Source organism: Streptomyces sp., from assembly GCF_019510245.1.
Classification (GTDB): Bacteria; Actinomycetota; Actinomycetes; order Streptomycetales; family Streptomycetaceae; genus Streptomyces.
In genome coordinates, this window is sequence record NZ_JAEKKT010000192.1 from 1 (window position 1) to 19767 (window position 19767).

The 19767-nt window shown below is 72.2% G+C and carries 18 protein-coding genes and 2 pseudogenes; 18 read left to right on the plus strand and 2 right to left on the minus strand.

The window, feature by feature from the left end; genetic code table 11:
* The 5 genes and pseudogenes from JF597_RS38685 to JF597_RS38705 form a co-directional block, all read left to right on the plus strand.
* Positions 1–133: pseudogene (locus JF597_RS38685) on the plus strand (bifunctional methylenetetrahydrofolate dehydrogenase/methenyltetrahydrofolate cyclohydrolase); the annotation flags it as partial.
* Positions 123–593 carry a DUF3017 domain-containing protein gene (locus JF597_RS38690; RefSeq protein ID WP_294007123.1) on the plus strand — a complete coding sequence of 157 codons (471 nt, stop codon included), beginning with the start codon at positions 123–125 and terminating at the stop codon, positions 591–593. The pseudogene JF597_RS38685 and the gene JF597_RS38690, both read left to right, overlap by 11 nt.
* Before the next feature lie 157 nt (positions 594–750).
* The gene (locus JF597_RS38695) at positions 751–996 is read left to right on the plus strand and encodes a hypothetical protein (RefSeq protein WP_294007125.1); all 246 of its coding nucleotides are present in this window, start codon (positions 751–753) and stop codon (positions 994–996) included.
* A gap of 725 nt (positions 997–1721) precedes the next feature.
* A complete protein-coding gene (locus JF597_RS38700; protein WP_294007127.1) occupies positions 1722–2753 on the plus strand; it encodes an XRE family transcriptional regulator in 1032 nt (343 codons plus the stop codon).
* Between the two features lie 407 nt (positions 2754–3160).
* Positions 3161–4176 (plus strand): annotated as a pseudogene (locus JF597_RS38705) (malate dehydrogenase).
* Positions 4177–4247: 71 nt separating this feature from the next.
* On the opposite strand, the gene JF597_RS38710 reads toward JF597_RS38705, so the two are convergent.
* On the minus strand, positions 4248–4934 hold the full coding sequence (locus JF597_RS38710) for a siderophore-interacting protein (RefSeq protein ID WP_294007130.1): 687 nt from the start codon (positions 4932–4934) through the stop codon (positions 4248–4250).
* A gap of 38 nt (positions 4935–4972) precedes the next feature.
* Positions 4973–6376 carry an MFS transporter gene (locus JF597_RS38715; protein WP_294007132.1) on the minus strand — a complete coding sequence of 468 codons (1404 nt, stop codon included), beginning with the start codon at positions 6374–6376 and terminating at the stop codon, positions 4973–4975.
* A 97-nt stretch (positions 6377–6473) separates the two neighbouring features.
* On the opposite strand from JF597_RS38715, the gene JF597_RS38720 reads away from it, so the two are divergent.
* From JF597_RS38720 to JF597_RS38780, 13 genes are all read left to right on the plus strand, one after another.
* Positions 6474–7403: a LysR family transcriptional regulator gene (locus JF597_RS38720; protein WP_294007134.1), complete on the plus strand. Its 930-nt coding sequence runs from the start codon at positions 6474–6476 to the stop codon at positions 7401–7403.
* Between the two features lie 139 nt (positions 7404–7542).
* Positions 7543–7722: a hypothetical protein gene (locus JF597_RS38725; RefSeq protein ID WP_294007137.1), complete on the plus strand. Its 180-nt coding sequence runs from the start codon at positions 7543–7545 to the stop codon at positions 7720–7722.
* A gap of 21 nt (positions 7723–7743) precedes the next feature.
* Positions 7744–8445 carry a DUF2637 domain-containing protein gene (locus tag JF597_RS38730; protein WP_294007140.1) on the plus strand — a complete coding sequence of 234 codons (702 nt, stop codon included), beginning with the start codon at positions 7744–7746 and terminating at the stop codon, positions 8443–8445.
* A gap of 196 nt (positions 8446–8641) precedes the next feature.
* Positions 8642–10153, plus strand: a complete 1512-nt coding sequence (locus JF597_RS38735; RefSeq protein ID WP_294007143.1) for an aldehyde dehydrogenase family protein — start codon at positions 8642–8644, stop codon at positions 10151–10153.
* 68 nt (positions 10154–10221) lie between these two features.
* Positions 10222–11760, plus strand: a complete 1539-nt coding sequence (locus JF597_RS38740; RefSeq protein ID WP_294007146.1) for a GMC oxidoreductase — start codon at positions 10222–10224, stop codon at positions 11758–11760.
* Complete coding sequence (locus JF597_RS38745; protein WP_294007148.1) at positions 11760–13079, plus strand: glycine betaine/L-proline ABC transporter ATP-binding protein; 1320 nt, start codon at positions 11760–11762, stop codon at positions 13077–13079. Before JF597_RS38740 ends, JF597_RS38745 begins: the two co-directional genes overlap by 1 nt.
* Positions 13079–15013, plus strand: a complete 1935-nt coding sequence (locus tag JF597_RS38750; protein WP_294007151.1) for an ABC transporter permease subunit — start codon at positions 13079–13081, stop codon at positions 15011–15013. Before JF597_RS38745 ends, JF597_RS38750 begins: the two co-directional genes overlap by 1 nt.
* Before the next feature lie 2 nt (positions 15014–15015).
* Entirely contained in the window at positions 15016–15966 is a 951-nt protein-coding gene (locus JF597_RS38755; RefSeq protein ID WP_294007155.1) for an ABC transporter substrate-binding protein, read from the plus strand.
* A gap of 105 nt (positions 15967–16071) precedes the next feature.
* The gene (locus JF597_RS38760; protein ID WP_294007158.1) at positions 16072–16947 is read left to right on the plus strand and encodes a tyrosinase family protein; all 876 of its coding nucleotides are present in this window, start codon (positions 16072–16074) and stop codon (positions 16945–16947) included.
* 125 nt (positions 16948–17072) lie between these two features.
* Positions 17073–18485 carry a condensation domain-containing protein gene (locus tag JF597_RS38765; protein ID WP_294007161.1) on the plus strand — a complete coding sequence of 471 codons (1413 nt, stop codon included), beginning with the start codon at positions 17073–17075 and terminating at the stop codon, positions 18483–18485.
* A 151-nt stretch (positions 18486–18636) separates the two neighbouring features.
* Positions 18637–18882 (plus strand): hypothetical protein, encoded by a 246-nt coding sequence (locus JF597_RS38770; RefSeq protein WP_294007164.1) that lies wholly within the window; start codon positions 18637–18639, stop codon positions 18880–18882.
* A 35-nt stretch (positions 18883–18917) separates the two neighbouring features.
* Complete coding sequence (locus JF597_RS38775) at positions 18918–19310, plus strand: hypothetical protein (RefSeq protein WP_294007167.1); 393 nt, start codon at positions 18918–18920, stop codon at positions 19308–19310.
* A 132-nt stretch (positions 19311–19442) separates the two neighbouring features.
* Positions 19443–19742: a hypothetical protein gene (locus tag JF597_RS38780; RefSeq protein ID WP_294007170.1), complete on the plus strand. Its 300-nt coding sequence runs from the start codon at positions 19443–19445 to the stop codon at positions 19740–19742.
* Positions 19743–19767 lie beyond the last annotated feature (25 nt).

Genomic DNA, 19767 nt, shown 5'->3' on the forward strand with positions numbered 1-19767 from the left:
CGTCGGGGACGTGCACCCCGGGGTCGCCGAGGTCGCCGGATGGCTCTCCCCGAACCCCGGCGGTGTCGGGCCCATGACCAGGGCGCAGCTGCTCGTCAACGTGGTCGAGGCGGCGGAGCGCAGTGTCGGCTGAGCACGCGCACGACGACGAGCCGACCGTCCGCGACGCGATCAGCGCCCCGGACGCGCAGGGGCGGCCCCGGCGGGCCACGCGCCGCTTCCCGCTGTTCACGCGGGACACCGCGCGGCCCGAGGGCGGCGGCCGGGCCGCGTCGGGGGATCTGCCGGCCCCGGCCCGGCAGTGGCCGATGCTGGTGGTGCTGGCGAGCGTCGCGATCGGGCTGCTGCTGACCTCGCTGGACCAGTTCCGGGTCGGCGCGCTGCTGATCGGGGCGGCGCTGCTGGCCGGGGCGGTGATGCGATGGATACTGCCGAGCGTCGGGATGCTGGCGGTGCGGTCGCGGTTCACGGACATCGCGACCTACGGGGTGCTGGGGCTGGCGATCGTGCTGCTGGCGTTGATGGCGCAGCCGAAGCCGTGGCTGGTGATTCCCTATCTGAAGGACACGCTTCATTTCACGATGAGGAGCTGAAGGGTTCGGTTTCGGGCGCGGGTGAGCGGGGCCTGGTCGCTCAGCTTCCCCGAATGGCGGCCCGTCCCCTCCCCCGAGCGGGACGGGCCGCCGTCGGGAAGCAGCCTTCCACCGCGCGTGGGCTGTTCAACGGCTGTGCGCCGGCTGTGGCAGAGAGGTGACAGTTCCGGTACGGGCCGACGTGGGCGCCGAACAGCACACCGTGCGCTGGGAGCTCGCCGTCGAGGCCTGGCCGCGCCCGGCGACCGCGCCGGACCCGGACCGGCCGCCGGACCCGGGGGAGGCGGAGGGGTGCCAGTTGCTCGCAGGAAAGCGCATCGAGGATCACGTTTGCTCGATCGTGTGGTGGTCGGCGTCCGGGCTTGCGGCGTGCTGGGCCGTTCGGGCTGCCGTGATCGTGTGATCTGGGACGCCGGGTAAGGCGCCAGCGTGCGGGGCCCCCGCTCCACCTGAGTGATGGTTCGGGGGCCTCCCCGTCGCCTCTGGCCGCATCCACATGGCCAGGTCATGAGGGAACCGGCCTCCCGGGATCGGACCACGGACAGGATCCGTGTCGCTGGCCCAGGGCTCAGTACGCCGGGGACCAGTGCGCCCAGGACCGTTCGGGGCGTGCGGACGAGTGGGCTCACTCCTGCTCGGTCTCCAGGAACGGTACGAGGACGACCCGACCCTCCCGTGGTGGGACCGCCCGGAACCGGACCCGGCGCCCCGCCCGCACGGCCCCTGCTGCTGTACGCGGTCCTGCTGCTGCTCGCCCTGCTCCTCGTGACGGTCGTCGGTGCCGTGGCCCTCGGGTGAGGTGCGACCCCTGTGACCTGCGAGGTCACGACCGGATGACCGGTGTGTCGATGTGTTGACAAGTTCGCGGATGTGTCACGGAGCCGACCCACAACCGGGCTAACGTGTCGGATCGGGACGAGCCGAGGGTCCGTTGGACCGTACCGCGGTCGGCGTGCGACGGTGCATGCCGGACGGGCCAGTGCTCCTGTGCGCCCCCTGCCCGGGGACTGTTCTCCGGGGTTGCCGCATCCCGCTGGGTAGCCAGACGGGGACCGGCGCGGGGGGCACCGCGCGAGGGGACACGCGGGGGAAGACACGGCACCGAACCGGGGGAAGAGGGGGGAAGCAATGCCTCGTTGGAAGGCCCTGCCGGACGAACTCGATCCGCAGGTCAAGGAGTTCGCGACCCAGCTGCGGCGGCTCGTGGACCGCAGCGGCCTGAGCGTCGCCGCGCTGTCAGACCGCACCGGCTACGCCAGGACGTCCTGGGAGCGCTATCTCGGTGGCCGCCTGCTGGCCCCGAAGGGCGCGGTCGTCGCGCTCGCCGAGGTCACCGAGACCGATCCCGTCCACCTCACGACCATGTGGGAGCTGGCCGAACGGGCCTGGAGCCGTTCGGAGATGCGGCACGACATGACCATGGAGGCGATCCGGATCTCCCAGGCGCGGGCCGCGCTGGGGGAGTTCGGGGCACCGCCCGCCACGCCCTCCTCCTCCGGCGGCGGCAAGGCGCCGCGCCGGGCGGCCAGCGCGGTGGCGATGCCGGGGGTCGCCGGGCCGGCGGGCGTCTCGCCCACCATCCCGCCCCAGCCGACGGCACCCGATGCCAACCGCCGGGAGGGCCCCGGCTCCCGGGGCCCGGCCGCGTCCCCGCCCCAGGCCCCGCCCGGCGGTGGCAGGCGGCGGCTGACGATGTTCCTCGCCGGGGTCGTCGGGGCGGTCGTGGTCGTCGCCGGGGTCCTCTTCCTCACCGGCGGCGACGGCGGCGGGAACCGGGGCAGCGCCTCGGCCACCCCGTCCACCGCCACCGGCAGCGCCCTCCCGGCCGGGGTGAAGTGCGCGGGCGGCGGGTGCACCGGCAAGGACGCGGAGGCCATGGGGTGCAGCGGCGACCTCGTGACCACGGCGAAGACGGTCACGGTCGGCGCGACCACCCTGGAGGTCCGTTACAGCCGGACCTGCGGCGCCGCGTGGGGCCGCATCACGGGCGCCGCCCGCGGCGACTCGGTCCGGGTCACGGCCGGCACCACCACGGAACGCGGCGACATCACGGCGGCCGGTGACACGATCGCGTACACGCCGATGGTGGCGGTGCGGGACGCGGCACAGGCGAAGGCGTGCGCGACGCTGGCGTCGGGGCAGCAGGGGTGCACGACGTAGACCTGATACAGCCCGTCCGGCGTTTGAGGACGAGGCCGAAGACCGGCAGCGGGGCCCGGGGGCGGCAGCCCCCGGACCTCCGGACCTCGCAGCGACGCCGGGCCCGCGAAGAAATCGGCGGCACACAGGAATGTCGGCTTCCATCCTGGGCACGCGACAGGTATCCCCCACGGGAGTCCGGAAACCGGTACCCCCGAGTGGCGGCCGACCTGTCCCACCCTCTCCCGGGCAGGCGGCCGCCTCTTTTGTGGGGTGAGCCACACGGACCCCTCGCCCCCCGGCATCCTTGATGCGCGATAGCCTGACCGGTGGATCTCTTGATGCCAAGAGATCGATCATTTGTACGTCCGCACCCCAGGGCACCCAGGGCAAGGACGCCCACCGCCAGCTGTCATACGGAGAACGCCATGACCCGCACTCCCGTGAACGTCACCGTCACCGGCGCGGCCGGCCAGATCGGTTACGCCCTGCTCTTCCGCATCGCCTCCGGCCAGCTGCTCGGCGCGGACGTGCCGGCCAGCTGCTCGGCGCGGACGTGCCGGTCCGGCTCCGCCTCCTCGAGATCACCCCCGCGCTCAAGGCCGCCGAGGGCACCGCCATGGAGCTCGACGACTGCGCCTTCCCGCTCCTCCAGGGCATCGACATCTCCGACGACCCGAACGTCGCCTTCGACGGCGCCAACGTCGCCCTCCTGGTCGGCGCCCGCCCCCGCACCAAGGGCATGGAGCGCGGCGACCTCCTGGAGGCCAACGGCGGCATCTTCAAGCCGCAGGGCAAGGCCATCAACGACCACGCCGCGGACGACATCAAGGTCCTGGTCGTCGGCAACCCGGCCAACACGAACGCGCTGATCGCCCAGGCCGCCGCCCCGGACGTACCGGCCGAGCGCTTCACCGCGATGACCCGCCTCGACCACAACCGCGCGCTGACCCAGCTCGCGAAGAAGACGGGCTCGACGGTCGCCGACATCAAGCGCCTGACCATCTGGGGCAACCACTCCGCCACCCAGTACCCCGACATCTTCCACGCCACGGTCGCCGGCAAGAACGCCGCCGAGGTCGTGAACGACGAGAAGTGGCTGGCCGAGGAGTTCATCCCGACCGTCGCCAAGCGCGGCGCGGCCATCATCGAGGCCCGTGGCGCGTCCTCCGCGGCCTCCGCCGCCAACGCCGCCGTCGACCACGTCCACACCTGGGTCAACGGCACCGCGGACGGCGACTGGACCTCCATGGGCATCCCGTCGGACGGCTCCTACGGCGTCCCGGAGGGCCTGATCTCCTCCTTCCCGGTCACCACCAAGGACGGCAGGTACGAGATCGTCCAGGGCCTGGAGATCAGCGACTTCTCCCGCGCCCGCATCGACGCCTCGGTGCAGGAGCTGGCGGAGGAGCGCGAGGCGGTCCGCGCCCTCGGCCTCATCTGAGCCTCCCCGCACCGCACGGGCCCCGCTCCGGACTCCTCCGGGGCGGGGCCCGTCCCGTCGGCCGCCGGGCGCTACTCCATCCCCCGCTTCCCCGGCGTCCAGAACGGCTTGGTGAGGACCGCGCGCCGGTCCCATCCGGCCTCCTGGACCAGCACCTTCCGCACCGCCTGCACGGCCCGCGCCTCCCCGGCGACATACGCCACCCCGCCGGGCTCGGGAGCGAGCCGCCGTACCGCCTCCGGCAGCGAGGTCTCGGTCCTGAGCACCCATTCGAGGCGCTCCGCGTGGGTGAGGGGCAGCCGGTCGGCGGCCGTCTCCGTCTCGACGCAGCCGGAGATCCGGGCCTCCTCGGGCAGCGCCGCGAGCATCGCTCCGAAGGCGACCGCGGCCGTCTCGTCGCCGACGAAGACGTGGTGGGCGGCGTCGGGGCGCAGCGTGAAGGTGCCCTCCGGTCCGCGCAGCCGCACCTGCTCGCCCTTCCCGACGGTCCGGCCCCACCGGGCGCCCGGCCCGCCCTCGGAGTGGTCGAGGACGCACAGCTCGACGACGCCGGACGGGTCGTAGTGCCAGACCGAGTACGTCCGCAGGGTCAGCCCGCCGACCAGGACCCGGACCTGCTGGCCGGGCCGGACGTCGAGGCCGGCGAGCTGGTCGCCGTCGATGCGCAGCCGGCGCATCCGGGCGGTGATCTGCTCGGCGTCGGTGACGGTGCCGCGCAGGGTCAGCAGGTCGAGGACGGGGTTCAGCAGGGCGGGCATCGGGGCTCCTCAACGGGCCGGGGTGCGGGGGGAGTTGCTCAGGCGCCGGTAGAACGCGACAGTACGCGTTCCGGGCCGGACGCGATAGTACGTGTCGGGGTGCGGCCGCCGTGACCGGCCACCACGAGCGCCGTCGCCGCGAGCACCAGGAGCGCGACGGTACGCAGGGCCGGGCCCATCCCGGAGCCGAGATCGCCGTGCGCGGACAGGATCGTGCCGGTGACCGCGACCCCGAGGGCGGCGCCGATCTCGCGGGCCGTGGTGCCGAGCCCGGAGCCGAGGCCCGCCTGGTGCGGCGGGAGCGAGCCGACCACGCCGAGGGTGAGGGCGGGCATCGACAGGCCGGTGCCGGCCGAGATGACCAGGAGCCAGCAGGCGTACGTCCAGTACGGCGTGGCCGCGTCGACGGTGGACGCGCCGAGCAGACCGAGACCGATCAGGGCGAGCCCGGCGCCGACGACCGTGCGCGGGTACCCCGCCCAGCGGGCGGCGAGCCTCGGGACCAGGGCCAGGCCGATCGTCAGCGGCATGATCGCGACGCCGGTGACGGCCGCGTCGTAGCCCTTGACGCCTTGCAGGTACTGCGAGTTGACGAAGAAGAGGGAGAAGAGGCCGAAGAAGCCGGCCGCCGTCCCGAGGGACGTCGAGCGCAGCCGGGCGGAGGCGAAGACGCGGATGTCGAAGAGAGGGCGTGGCGAGCGCAGGGCGTGGCCGGTGAAGAGGGCGGTCAGGACGGCGCCCGCCGCGAAGGAGCCGAGGATGGGTGCAGAGGCCCAGCCGTACGTCGTGCCCTCGATGATGCCGAACAGCACCGCCACCAGGCCCGCCGTGAGGAGCACGGTGCCGAGCGGGTCGAGGTTGCTGTGCGCGGAGCGTGCCGTGCGCGGGGCGACCAGGGCGACGGTCAGGGCGAGCAGTGCGGCCAGCGGGACCATGGCGGCGAACAGCGCCCGCCAGGACAGGAACTGGCCGACCAGGCCGCCGCCCAGGTTGCCGGCCGCGCCGCCCAGACCCAGCGCCAGGGTCCAGGAGGCGAGGGCGCGGGCGCGCCGCTCGGGGGCGGCGAGGTGGACCAGGATCGACATGGTGGCCGGGGTGATCAGGGCGGCCCCGGCGCCGGACAGGCCGCGGCCCGCGATCAGGACGGCGGGGTCCGGCGCGAGTGCGCTGGTGGCCGCGCCGGCCGCGAACAGGGTGAGACCCGCGAGCAGGGCGCCCTTGCGGCCGTACCGGTCGCCGAGTGCGCCGGCCGGGATGAGCAGGGCGGCGAAGGCGATGACGTAGGCGTCGACGGTCCACAGGATCTCGCTGTGCGAGGGGTGCAGGGACGACGCGGCCAGTTCGGGGATGAGCAGGTTGATGGCGGCGACCATGCTCTGCGCGACCAGCACGCAGGCGCACAGGACGAGCAGGACGGGGCGTTTCAGGGCGTGCGAGGGCACGGCTCCTCCCGGGGAGCTGGTGGGTGTGGTGGGGGCTGCCCCGTCACCGTAGGCTCGGCCCCGATCTGCTTTCCAGTGCAACCTTTGCAAGGGACGAATGCGTATGACGCAATCCACCGGGACCCCCGCCGGTCTCGACCTGAACCTGCTGGTCGCGCTGGACGTGCTCCTGGAGGAGGAGAGCGTGCAGGGGGCCGCGCGGCGGCTGCACCTGTCCGAGCCCGCCATGAGCCGCGCCCTCGGCAGGATCCGCCGGGCGCTCGGCGACCCCGTCCTGGTGCGGGCCGGGCGCCGGATGGTGCCGACCCCGCACGCCCTGGCCGTGCGCGCGGAGGTGAGCGCGGTGGTGGAGCGGGCGCGGGCGCTGTTCGCCCCGGGCCGGGACACCGACCTGCGGACCGTCTCCCGGACGTTCACGATCGTCGGCTCCGACGCGATCGTCGGCACCCACGCAGCGGTCCTCTTCGCCAGGGCCGCCGCGGAGGCGCCCGGCATCCGCATCCGCTTCCTCGCCGAGGCCCATGTGGACCTGCCCTACCTGCGGCAGGGCATGGCCGATCTGGAGGTCGGGTCGATCGACACCACCGCTCCCGAGGTGCGGGTGGAGCAGCTCCACGAGGACCGCATGCTCGGCGCCGTACGGTCCGGACACCCGCTGCTGACGGGTGAACTGACCCCCGAGCGGTACGCGACCGAAGTCGGCCACCTGAACGTCTCGCGGCGCGGCAAGCTGCACGGCCCGGTCGACGCCGCGCTCGCCGAACTCGGTCTCGAACGCCGGGTGGTGGGTACCGTCGGCACCTTCCCCGCCTCCCTCTTCGTGCTGCGCGACTCCGACCTGGCCGGCCTGATCACCACCGGGGGCGTCCCGCTGGCCACCGCCCTGGGCCTCGCCACCTTCGAGGTCCCGCTGCCCCTGCCGCCGATCCCCCTCGGCCTGGCCTGGCACCCACGCCACGACGCCGACCCGGCCCACGCCTGGCTGCGGCGCTGCGTCAGGGAGCTGATGACGTCGCCGTTCATTTAAATTCTGTATTCACGGAGTGCAATCCCGTGCATATTCACAACTTCTTCAATTGTGAGACGACGGGCATTCTATAGCTTCTCTTCCGGGTGACTGAATTCCCCCGAACGCTCCAAACCCCGCTCCGTCCGACGGTCGTTAGGTGACCGTGACGCGATTGGACTGGTGCGCAGCCGAAGATCATCCGACAACCGTGCTCCGGTGGACCGGCGGTATGGATATCACCTCATGCTCGGACCTGCTCGATGATTTCCTGAAGAGAATCAACGCGATGGAAAATGAATATCGGCGGACCATGGCAGATCTGTACGGAGCGTTCTGAGGCAGGGTGCGGAGGTAATCGATGGACGGGATTCAGCACGACTCGGGGTCGGGTCTCTACGGCCACACCGGCTTCTACGACCATCCCGGTCTCTACGACCACACCTGGGGTGCCCCGGAGCCGGACGTCGCGGCGAACGACTGGGACCCGGTCGAGGAGCTGGCGCAGATACTGTCCGCACCGACCGGTGTGACCGCGGCCCCCACCCTGCTGGACGTGCCGGCCCAGCGCCGGGGCAGCCGGCGGCGGGTCCGCCACCGGGTCCGCAACGACTCCCACCTGCTCGACGGCGGCCGGAGCGTCACGCACATCACGCTCCTCATCGCGACCGTCTCGCTGTGCGCGGTGTCCATGCTCGCCTGGTCGCTCTGCTACTCCTACGCGCAGCTGCGCGGCATCGCCTCGTCGGTGCTCCCCGGGGGCCTTGCGCAGTACTGGCCGCTGACCGTCTACGGCCCGTGGTTCGTGGCGGCGCTCTCCGTCCTGCGGGCCACCGCGCAGCGCCGGAGCGCACGGCGCTCCTGGTGCGTCGTGCTGGCCGCCTCCGTCGTGGCCGTGGCCCTGTGTGTCAGCCACTCCTCCCATGCGCTGCTGTCCTTAGTCATCTTCGGGATCCCGCCCGTCACCGCCCTGGTCTGCTTCTGGGAACTGGTCGGCCAGATCTCGACCAAGAGCGGGCCCCGGCACGCCACGCCCGCCGCGTCGGCGAGCACGACGCCCTGAATCCGAAGGCCGGCGCGAGGGCCGTCGCCCTCCCTGGGTCGTTTGTGCCGTCCTGTCCGACTGTTCCGTGACGCCGCACACTTTCGGCCGACGATTGCGCATGCAATCCGAGGCCGAGGGCAGGTGCTGGCGGTCCCCGAGAGTGACTCGAACGTCACGCAGGGGCACCGAACAGGAACGGAAGGCAATACCGATCATGGCGGACAGCACGGCACGAGCGACCATCCATGCCGGAGGCGACTGGCTGGCAGCGGTCTCCGGCGCGACACGCGAGATCATCGACCCCGCGGACGGCCTGCCCTTCACCGTGGTCGCCGAGGGCGACGAGAAGGACGCCGACGCGGCGGTGGCCGCCGCCCGGCGCGCCTTCGACTCCGGCGACTGGCCCCGGACCCCCGTCGCCGAGCGCGCCGCCCTGCTCCGCCGGGTCGCCGGACTCCTCGTACGCGACCGCGAAGAGCTCGGTCTCCTGGAGAGCCGGGACGCGGGCAAGACCGTGGCGGAGGGCCGCGTCGACATCGACTGCGTCGCCGACGCCTTCCGCTACTTCGCCGACCTGGTCGCCGCGGAGGGCGCGGGCCGAGTGGTGGACGCGGGCTCGGCCGACGTCCACAGCGTCGTCGTATCCGAACCGGTCGGCGTCTGCGCGTTGATCACGCCCTGGAACTACCCGCTCCTCCAGGCGAGTTGGAAGATCGCCCCGGCGCTCGCGGCCGGCAACACGTTCGTCGTCAAGCCGAGCGAGCTCACCCCGCTGACGACGGTCGCGCTGATCGGACTGCTCGCCGAGGCCGGGCTTCCCGCCGGCGTCGCCAACCTGGTCACCGGCCCCGGCCACACCGTCGGCGCCCGCCTCGCCGAGCACCCCGACGTCGACCTGGTCTCCTTCACCGGCGGCCTGGTCAGTGGCACCAAGGTCGCCAAGGCCGCCGCACCCACCGTCAAGAAGGTCGCCCTCGAACTGGGCGGCAAGAACCCCAACGTCGTCTTCGCCGACGCCTGCGCCACGCAGGAAGGTTTCGACACCGCCGTCGACCAGGCCCTCAACGCCGCGTTCATGCACAGCGGCCAGGTCTGCTCGGCCGGCGCCCGGCTGATCGTCGAGGAGCCGCTGCGCGAGCGGTTCGTCGCCGAACTCGCCCGCCGCGCCGCCAGGATCCGGCTCGGCCGGGGCACCGCGGACGGCGTCGAGTGCGGCCCGCTCGTCTCCGAGCAGCAGCGCGCCAAGGTCGAGGCGTACGTGGCGTCGGCGCTGGCGGAGGGCGCGGTGCTGCGCGCAGGCGGCAAACGCCCCGAACCGTCCGCCGACCGCCCGGCCACCGGCTACTTCTACGAGCCGACCGTCCTCGACCAGTGCCACCGCGGGATGCGGGTCGTGCGCGAGGAGGTCTTCGGCCCGGTCCTGACCGTCGAGACCTTCCGCACCGAGGACGAGGCGGTCGCCCTCGCCAACGACACCGAGTACGGACTCGCCGGCGCCGTCTGGAGCACGGATGCCGGCAAGGCCCGCCGGGTCGCGGGACGGCTGCGGCACGGCACCGTGTGGATCAACGACTACCACCCCTACCTCCCCCAGGCGGAGTGGGGCGGCTTCGGAAGGAGCGGGACCGGCCGCGAGCTGGGGCCGGCCGGGCTCGCCGAGTACCGCGAGACCAAGCACGTCTACCAGAACCTCGCGCCGAGGCCGGTGCGCTGGTTCGCCGGCTGAGCCCCCACAACGCCCGGCCGGCGAACCGGCGCCGCCCCGTTCTCCCACCCCCCAGGAGTAACCACCCCATGGCCGATCACACCCCCCACCCCCAGGAATTCGACTACGTCGTCATAGGCGGCGGAACCGCCGGTTCCGTCATCGCCTCCCGCCTCACCGAGAACCCGGACGTCACGGTCGCCGTCATCGAGGGCGGCCCCAGCGACGTCGGCCGCGACGACGTCCTCACCCTGCGCCGCTGGATGGGCCTGCTCGGCGGCGAGCTGGACTACGACTACCCGACCACCGAGCAGCCGCGCGGCAACTCCCACATCCGGCACAGCCGCGCCCGCGTGCTGGGCGGCTGTTCCAGCCACAACACCCTCATCTCCTTCAAGCCGCTGCCCTCCGACTGGGACGAGTGGGAGTCGGCGGGAGCCAAGGGCTGGGGCGCGGTGCCGATGGAGGCCTACTACGCCCGCCTCCTCAACAACATCGTCCCGGTCGACGAGAAGGACCGGAACGCCATCGCCCGCGACTTCGTCGACGCGGCCCAGAAGGCGCTGGGCGTCCCGCGCGTGGAGGGGTTCAACCAGCGGCCGTTCACCGAGGGCGTCGGCTTCTTCGACCTCGCCTACCACCCTGAGACCAACAAGCGCTCCAGCGCGTCGGTGGCCTACCTCCACCCGGTGCTGGACGAGCGCCCCAACCTGCACCTCCTCCTGGAGACCTGGGCGTACCGGCTGGAGCTGGACGGCACCCGCGCCGAGGGCGTGCACGTCCGCACCAAGGACGGCGAGGACCTGCTGATACGGGCCCGCGACGGGGTCGTCCTGTGCGCGGGCGCCGTCGACTCCCCGCGCCTGCTGCTCCACTCGGGCATCGGCCCGGCGGCGGACCTCGAAGCCCTCGGCATCCCGGTCGCGCACGACCTCCCGGGCGTCGGCGAGAACCTCCTCGACCACCCCGAGTCGGTGATCGTCTGGGAGACGAACGGCCCGATCCCCGAGAACTCCGCGATGGACTCCGACGCGGGCCTGTTCGTCCGCCGCGACCCCGAACAGGCGGGCCCGGACCTGATGTTCCACTTCTACCAGGTCCCGTTCACGGACAACCCCGAGCGCCTGGGCTACGAGCGCCCCGCGCACGGCGTCTCGATGACCCCGAACATCCCCAAACCCCGCAGTCGCGGCCGCCTCTTCCTGACCAGCGCGGACCCGTCCGTGAAGCCCGCGCTCGACTTCCGCTACTTCACCGACGAGGACGACTACGACGGCCGCACCCTCGTCGACGGCATCCGCCTCGCCCGCGAGATCGCGAAGACCGAGCCGCTGGCGGGCTGGCTGAAGCGGGAGGTGTGCCCCGGCCCGGAGATCGTCGGCGACGCCGAGCTGAGCGAGTACGCCCGCAAGGTCGCGCACACGGTCTACCACCCGGCGGGCACCTGCAAGATGGGCGCGGCCGACGACCAACTCGCCGTGGTGGACCCGGAGTTGCGCATCCGCGGCCTGGACGGCATCCGCATCGCCGACGCCTCCGTCTTCCCCGCCATGCCGGCGGTGAACCCGATGATCGGGGTGCTGATGGTCGGCGAGAAAGCCGTGGACCTGCTGAAGGGCGGTGCGTGATGAACGGTACGACCCCTGTCTTCTCCGTCGACGGCCTGTGGAAGGTCTTCGGCCCCAAGGCCGACCGCGTCCCGGCGGACCCCGAGCTGACCGGCCTCTCGCCGGCCGACCTGCGCGCCCGCACCGGGTGCACGGCCGCCGTCCGTGACGTCTCCTTCGACGTGCGCAAGGGCGAGGTCTTCGTGGTGATGGGCCTGTCCGGCTCCGGGAAGTCGACCCTGGTCCGCTGCCTGACCCGGCTCATCGAGCCGACGGCCGGCCGGATCGTCATCGACGGCGAGGACGTCCGGGCGATGGACAAGGGCCGGCTGCGGGAACTGCGGCGGCACCGTGCCGCGATGGTCTTCCAGCACTTCGGGCTCCTCCCGCACCGGTCCGTCCTCGACAACGTGGCATACGGCCTGGAGATCCAGGGCGTCGGCAGGTCCGAGCGACGGGAGCGGGCCGCCGAGGTCGTCGCCAAGGTCGGCCTGGAGGGCATGGAGCAGCGCCGCCCCGGCCAGCTGTCCGGCGGCCAGCGCCAACGGGTCGGCCTCGCGAGGGCGTTGGCGGTCGATCCCGAGGTCCTCCTCTTCGACGAGCCGTTCAGCGCGCTCGATCCGCTGATCCGGCGGGACATGCAGGAGGAGGTGGTCCGCCTGCACCGCGAGGAGGGCCGCACGATGGTCTTCATCACCCATGACCTGTCGGAGGCGCTCAAGCTCGGCGACCGCATCGCCCTGATGCGGGACGGCAGGGTGGTCCAGCTGGGCACCCCGGAGGAGATCGTCGGCTCCCCGGCCGACGACTACGTCCGGGAGTTCGTCCGGGACGTGCCGCGGGAGCAGGTGATGACGGTTCGCTCCGCGATGAGGCCGACGGAGGACGGGGAGACCTTGGCGGGACCTGCGGTCAGCCCCGTCGCGACGGTCGCCGAGGCGATCGAGGCGGTGGCGGGAGCCGGCGCTCCGGCGCGCGTCGTGGAGGGGGACCGGTGCGTCGGCGTGCTCGACGCGGACACGCTGCTCGGCGTCGTGGCGAAGGGCACCCCACCCGCGGGCCGCGGCGGGCCGGTCGCGCAGTTCCCCGTGCCCCCGGGTGGGGATACGGAGCCCTCCCCGGAAGATTCCGGAGCCTCGGGTCCGGCTGCGGGTGGTGGGCCGGTCGCGCAGTTCCCCGCGTCCCCGGGTGGGGATACGCAGCCCCCGTTGGAAAGGCCCCCCGCCGCGGGTGTTGCCGACACTGGCCCAGCCGCGGGCAGTCGTGCCGCTGGGGCGGCACCCCGCGAGCGCGGGCGAGTGACACCCCCCGGCCCCCGCACCAGCCCGGAGGGTGTCTGATGGCGACGATCACTGTCCCGGGCCCGCGTCGAGTGACGCTTCCCACCGGGCGAGCCGCCCGTAAGCTCCTCGTCCTGGCCGTAGCCGCCGCAATCCTCGTCCCGGTCGCCAACGCCCACCGGGGGTCCGCCGCCTGGCCGCACAGTCTCACCGTCAGCCTGGCCGCGCCCCTCACCTCCGCCAGCAACTGGGTCGTCGACAACCGCGACACCCACCCCCTCTTCCTCTACTTCTTCGGCTACATCAGCAACGCCGTCGTCCTCACCGTCCGCGCCGTCTACCTCACCCTCCTCGCGGCCGGCTGGCCCGGCGTGACGGTGGTCGCCGCCGCCGTCGCGCACCGGGTCGCCGGTGTCAGGCTCGCCGTCGGGACGGGGGTCGCCTTCCTCGCCTGCGGCCTGCTCGGCATGTGGGTGCCGACGATGCAGACCCTCGCGCTGATGGTCGTGGCCGTCCTCGCGTCCGTGGCCGTGGGATTCGCGCTCGGGCTCGGCGCCGGGCTCTCCGACCGGCTGAACCGGGCCCTGCGCCCGGTCCTCGACACCATGCAGGTGCTCCCCGCCTTCGCGTACCTCCTCCCCGTCGTCCTGGTCTTCGGCATCGGCGTCCCCGCGGCCGTCCTCGCCACCGTCGTCTACGCCGCCCCGCCCATGGCCCGGCTCACCGCCCTCGGCCTGCGCGGCGCCGACCCCGAGGTCCTGGAGGCGGTGGAGTCGCTCGGCGCCACCCGCGTGCAGCGGCTGCTGACGGCCCGCCTCCCCCTCGCCCGCAGGGAACTCCTCCTCGGCCTCAACCAGACGATCATGATGGCCCTGTCTATGGCGGTCATCGCGTCCGTGATCGGTGCCGGCGGCCTCGGCGACCGCGTCTACCAGGCGCTCGCCTCGGTGGACGTCGGCGCGGCCCTCGCCGCCGGTATCCCGATCGTGCTCCTCGCGGTCGTCCTGGACCGCATCACCGCGGCGGCCGGCGAACGCGGCGACACCCGAAAGCCCCCCGTCGGCCTCCTGTACGGCCTCGGTGCCTCCGTCGCCGTCGCGCTCGCCGCCCGGCTCCTCGGCCGCCTCGACTGGCCCACCGCCTGGACCCTGGACTTCGCCGAACCGGTCAACCGCGCCGTGGACTGGATGACCGCGCACCTGTACTCGGGCGTGCCGGTCGTCGGCGGAACCGCGGACTGGGCGGGGCACTTCACCACCTGGGTCCTCGACCCGGTCCGCTCCGGGCTCCAGTGGCTGCCCTGGTGGGCCGTGCTGTTCGTGGTCGCCGCGCTGGCCTGGCTGATCGGCACCTGGCGCACCGCGCTCACCGCCGTCCTCGCGATGGCCGCGATCGGCGTGCTGGGGGTCTGGGAGCCGTCGCTGGACACCCTGTCCCAGGTGCTGGCGGCCGTCGCCGTGACGCTCGTCCTCGGCTTCGCGACCGGTGTCGCCGCCGCCCGCAGCGACCGCGTGGAGCGCGCGCTGCGTCCGGTCCTCGACGTGTTCCAGACCATGCCGCAGTTCGTGTACCTGATCCCGGTCGTCGCGCTGTTCGGCGTGGGCCGCGCGCCCGCCGTGGCCGCCGCCGTCGTCTACGCGCTGCCGGCCGTCGTACGGATCACCGCACAGGGGCTGCGCCAGGTTGACCCGGCCGCCCTGGAGTCCGCGCGGTCGCTCGGCGCGACCGGGCGTCAGCAGCTGCTGCAGGTCCAACTCCCGCTCGCACGCCCCGCGTTGCTGCTCGCCGTCAACCAGGGTGTGGTACTCGTCCTCGCCGTCGTCATCATCGGCGGGCTGGTGGGCGGTGGCGCCCTCGGGTACGACGTCGCCTTCGGCCTCGCCCAGGGCGACCTGGCGACCGGGCTGGTCGCCGGTGCCGCCATCGTCTGCCTGGGGCTGATGCTCGACCGGGTCACCCAGCCCACGGAACGCCGTACGCGGAAGGGAGCGTGACCATGCGCCGTACGACACTTCTTGCCGCCGCCTCCGTGCTCGTGCTCACCACCGGCTGCGGAGCCGCCGACATGACCAGGCAGGCCTCGCCGTTCGCCGACGCGCAGGGGTCGAAGACGGTGACCCTGTCCGTGCAGTCCTGGGTCGGCGCGCAGTCGAATGTGGCTGTCGCGCAGTACCTCCTTGAGCACAAGCTCGGCTACCGCGTCGACACCGTGCAGGTCGACGAGGTCCCGGCCTGGGACGCGCTCAGCCAGGGGCGCGTGGACGCGATCCTGGAGGACTGGGGGCACCCGGACCAGGAGAAGCGCTACGTCGACGACAAGAAGACCATCAGCCGGGGCGGGGAACTCGGGGTCACCGGGCACATCGGGTGGTTCGTGCCGACCTACCTGGTCAAGCAGCACCCGGACATCACCGACTGGAAGAACCTGAACAAGTACGCCTCGCTCTTCCGCACCGCGGAGAGCGGCGGCAAGGGGCAACTCCTGGACGGCTCACCGTCGTACGTCACCAACGACAAGGCGCTGGTGAGCAACCTCAAGCTGGACTACCAGGTCGTCTTCGCCGGTTCCGAGGCCGCTCAGATCACCCAGATCAAGCAGTTCGCCAAGGAGAAGAAGCCCTTCCTCACCTACTGGTACGCACCGCAGTGGCTCTTCAAGAAGGTGCCGATGACCGAGGTGCGGCTGCCCGCGTACAAGGAGGGCTGCGACGCCGACGCGGCCAAGGTCGCCTGCGCCTATCCGCACACCCCGCTGCAGAAGTACCTCAACACGGACTTCGCGCACGGTGGCGGCAGGGCGGCCGCCTTCCTGAAGAAGTTCACCTGGACGACCGAGGACCAGGACCAGGTCTCCCTGATGATCGCCGACCAGAAGCTGAGCCCCGCGGAGGCCGCGAAGAAGTGGGTGGACGGCCACCCCGAGGTGTGGAAGCGGTGGCTGTCCTGAGCCGGCCGCCGGGCGTGCCGCCGCGTCACCGGTCCGGCCGTAGACCGGTGACCCGAAGGTATGTCCGGCGGTTACCCCTCCGGCCGATGCCCGAGGGAGGCACACGTGGTCGACACGGTCTACACGCGCAAGAACGTCAACCAGCTGTCCCGAGCCGAGCGGCGCCGGTTCGTCGAAGCCCTGCTGGAGGTCAAACGCCGCGGTGAGTACGACGAGTTCGTACGGATCCACATCGCGCACAACTCCGCCGACCGGGAACACCGGTTGCGCACCGCCCACATGGCGCCCTCCTTCCTGCCCTGGCACCGCAGACTCCTGCTCGACTTGGAGCAGGCGCTGCGCAGGGTGGACGCGTCGGTGACGGTCCCGTACTGGGACTGGACCCGGGACCGGGCGCCGAACTCCCTGCCGTGGACCGATGATCTGCTCGGCGGCAACGGCCGCCCCTCGGACCGGCAGGTGATGACGGGCCCGTTCGCCTACCGGGCGGGCCACTGGAAGATCACCGAGAACGTGACCGACGTCCAGTACCTCACCCGCGATCTCGGTCACGCCCGCGCCCCGATCCAGCTCCCGACCGAGCGCGACGTCGAGTCCGCGCTGGCCGACCCGGTCTACGACAGCTGGCCCTGGAACTCGGCCGTCACCCGCGGCTATCGCAACAGACTGGAGGGCTGGGGGAGCGGGCGCGGGAGCGTCTCCTGGCAGAACCACAACCGGGTCCACCACTGGGTCGGCGGGGTGATGGTCAGCGCCGCGTCCGTCAACGACCCGGTGTTCTGGCTGCATCACTCCTTCGTCGACCTGCTGTGGACCCGCTGGCAGCAACGGCACCCCGGCCACACGTACCTGCCCGCCGAGCCCCCCGGCCCCGGTGACCCCCAGCGCGGCCGGGTCGTGGCCCGGCACGAGCAACTGCCGCCGTGGAACGTCACGCCCGCCGAACTGGAGGACGTGAGCGGGATCTACAGGTACGAGTGAGGCGGGGCGCTTGTCCGTTCGACATGTCACACATCCCGTTGAAATCCCGGCGACACAGCGATCATCGCGCGCGTACGGCTTGCCGTCGTTGATGAAGCTGGTGTCTTCTGCGAAGGAGAGCCACCGTGCGTATTTCTGACATCCAGCGCTGTGAGATCCGGCCCGGACGGCTCGTCGAGTGGAGGTTCAGCCCGGTGACCATCGCGGCCGCGGCGGCGCTGCCGCCCGATCCGCGACCGCCGGCGTACATCCAGGAGTCGCACATCAGAACGGCCCGGTCGGTACGGGAGGACGGACTGTTCGTACCGACCTGGCTCGGCGCGGCGTTCGACCTGCCGGGACCGGTCGACCTCGACGCGCTGGAGGGGGCGTTGCGCGGCTGGACGCTGCGGCACGAGACGCTGCGCAGCGGCTTCCGCTGGGCCGGTGACGACATGCAGCGGTTCACGCTCGCCGAGAGCGACGTGGCCCTGCACCGCACGGTGGTCGGCGAGTTCACCGACGCGGGGGCGCTCACCCGGTACCTGCAGGATCGGTTCGACGCCGCGGCGGACGCGCTCGGCTGGCCGAACCTCATCTACACGGCGGTCGTACGCGAGGACTCCACCAGCGTGTACATGGCCTTCGACCACACCAACGTCGACGCCTACTCGATCCACCGGCTCCCGGAGGAGATCCACGGACTGTACGCGGCGGCCGTCACGGGAAGTCCCGTCACCGGTCCGTCCGTGGGGAGTTACGTCGACTTCTGCGAGCAGGAGCGGGCGAACGCGGACGGCATCGACGACGCCCACGCGATCGTCGCGCGCTGGCGGGAGTTCATCGCCCGGTGCGGCGGCCGGCTCCCGGAGTTCCCCGTCGACCTCGGGCTGGAGCCCGGCGGGGTGCTGCCCGCCCAGAAGCTGGTGTCCGAGCCGCTCGTCGACGCGGATGCCGCCGCCGCGTTCGAGGCGTACTGCCGCCCCTACGGCGGCAGTCTGGTGGGCATCCTGGCCGCGACCAGCCTGATCGTCCACGAACTCGGCGGGCAGGACGTCTACCGCACCGTCGTGCCGTTCCACACCCGGCTGAAGTCCGCGTGGTCGGACTCCGTGGGCTGGTACGTCGGCGGAGCACCCATCGAGGTGCCCGCGGCGCGGGACCTGGCGGGCGCGCTCGACACGGTCCGCGCCGAGCTGCGGGCCAACCGGTCGCTGGCGCGCATCCCGCTCGCCCGCGTACTGCGGCTGCTCGGCTCGGACTTCCGCCCGACCTCGCCCGACATGTACTCGATCATCTCGTACGTGGACGCCCGTCTCATCCCCGGCGCGGCGGACTGGGCTGAGCAGAAGGCGTACGGGCTGCTCCGGGTGTCGTACGGCGACCAGGTGTGCGCCTGGGTCAATCGGCTGCACGAGGGGCTGTGGTTGGCCTGCCGCTACCCGGACACGGACATCGCCTACAAGAACGTGCGGCGGTATGTCGAGCGACTGCGGGACCTGATCCTCTCCGTGCCCGCACCCGATCGCCCGCGGCCCGCGGAGCTGGCGCTCTCCTGACCCAACTCTGCCTCGCCATAAGGTGATTATGTGTTGCTATGTCACCCTCGGCGTGGATGTCCGTTGTGGAACCCCTTGTCCAGCTACTGCTAGTGTTCGTGCCATCACGCTAGGCAACAATTCGCCGTATGAGCAAAGGACCGAGGGTTCCATGCGCAAGCTTCAGCAGGTCGTGATCGCAGCAGTGGCGGCCGCCGGCGGCCTGTCCGCCGTCGGCGCCTCCCCCGCCGTGGCCGACTCCTACGACAGTGGGCCGCAGGTGTCCAACCACTACCGCCCCTACCAGGAGTGCAGCCCGCAGACGGTGGCCGAGAACGACGTCCCGATCGGCGTGCTCGGCCTCGCCGACACCTTCGACACCACCTGTGGCCAGTACAACCAGGCCTTCACCGGCTGAGGTCGGCGGTGTCCTCACGAAGGAAGGCGCAGCGGATGTTCGTCGGGAAGACCGGCGGGAAGAGGATCGCGGCCGTCTCGGGGCTCCTCGGCGGCCTCGCCGTGGCCTGTGCCGGTCTCGCACCGGCGTACGCCGCGGCGGGTCCGGGGGCGTGTACCGACGACCTCATGGGCAACCTCACCTGCACCCAGCGGATCAGGGGTGAGGTTCCCGAGGGAGGTGCCATGCCGCACCAGGAGACCTGCAAGCCGGTGCAGCCCGTGCAACTGCCCGCCGTCCTCGGGCAGGGGGCGGAGCGGCTCGGGCCCGAGGTGACCTGTTCTCCCGGGACCGTCGGGGTGGCGCCCCCGGAGAAGGGTGACGAGGCGGAGTCGCCTGGCGGCCCGTTCGGGGTCATGAGCCGGATCCTTCCGGTCGGTGGCAGGTAGCGCCGATACGACAGACGGGGCTTACGCGCAACTCGGCGGGTGTGGATCCTCGGTTCGCTACGGAGTGTGTGTATATGCTCACATTAAGTAGTCGAGCCGGGCGGTTCCCGCCTGGACCAGAAAGGGTCAATCATGCGTAAGTTTCAGCGCGTCGCACTCGTAGCGGCGACGGTTGCGGGGCTCTCCTTCCTCGGTGCCGGGGTCAGCTCCGCCGCCGGTGGCGAGGACGCGCCTCCGCAGATCACCGCCGTGGCCAACTCGTCGGCCAACGCCCTGGCCGTCGGCGGGGGTTACTACACCACCACTCCGGAGGCCCAGCCGCAGGCCCAGCCCGAGGCTCAGCCCGAGGCCCAGCCGCAGGGGCAGCCCGAGGCGCAGCCGCAGGAGAACTCCGGCCCCGAGCAGGGCGACCAGAACCAGGGTGGCGAGTAAAAACGCACCCCGTACGAACTCGGTA

Coding starts and splice junctions, on each gene's coding strand:
- JF597_RS38710 (WP_294007130.1), bottom strand. CDS start 4,934: ATGCCCGCCCTGCTGAACCCCGTCCTCGACCTGCTGACCCTGCGCGGC.
- JF597_RS38745 (WP_294007148.1), top strand. CDS start 11,760: ATGAACGGTACGACCCCTGTCTTCTCCGTCGACGGCCTGTGGAAGGTC.
- JF597_RS38720 (WP_294007134.1), top strand. CDS start 6,474: ATGCGTATGACGCAATCCACCGGGACCCCCGCCGGTCTCGACCTGAAC.
- JF597_RS38755 (WP_294007155.1), top strand. CDS start 15,016: ATGCGCCGTACGACACTTCTTGCCGCCGCCTCCGTGCTCGTGCTCACC.
- JF597_RS38740 (WP_294007146.1), top strand. CDS start 10,222: ATGGCCGATCACACCCCCCACCCCCAGGAATTCGACTACGTCGTCATA.
- JF597_RS38775 (WP_294007167.1), top strand. CDS start 18,918: ATGTTCGTCGGGAAGACCGGCGGGAAGAGGATCGCGGCCGTCTCGGGG.
- JF597_RS38735 (WP_294007143.1), top strand. CDS start 8,642: ATGGCGGACAGCACGGCACGAGCGACCATCCATGCCGGAGGCGACTGG.
- JF597_RS38770 (WP_294007164.1), top strand. CDS start 18,637: ATGCGCAAGCTTCAGCAGGTCGTGATCGCAGCAGTGGCGGCCGCCGGC.
- JF597_RS38730 (WP_294007140.1), top strand. CDS start 7,744: ATGGACGGGATTCAGCACGACTCGGGGTCGGGTCTCTACGGCCACACC.
- JF597_RS38780 (WP_294007170.1), top strand. CDS start 19,443: ATGCGTAAGTTTCAGCGCGTCGCACTCGTAGCGGCGACGGTTGCGGGG.
- JF597_RS38750 (WP_294007151.1), top strand. CDS start 13,079: ATGGCGACGATCACTGTCCCGGGCCCGCGTCGAGTGACGCTTCCCACC.
- JF597_RS38700 (WP_294007127.1), top strand. CDS start 1,722: ATGCCTCGTTGGAAGGCCCTGCCGGACGAACTCGATCCGCAGGTCAAG.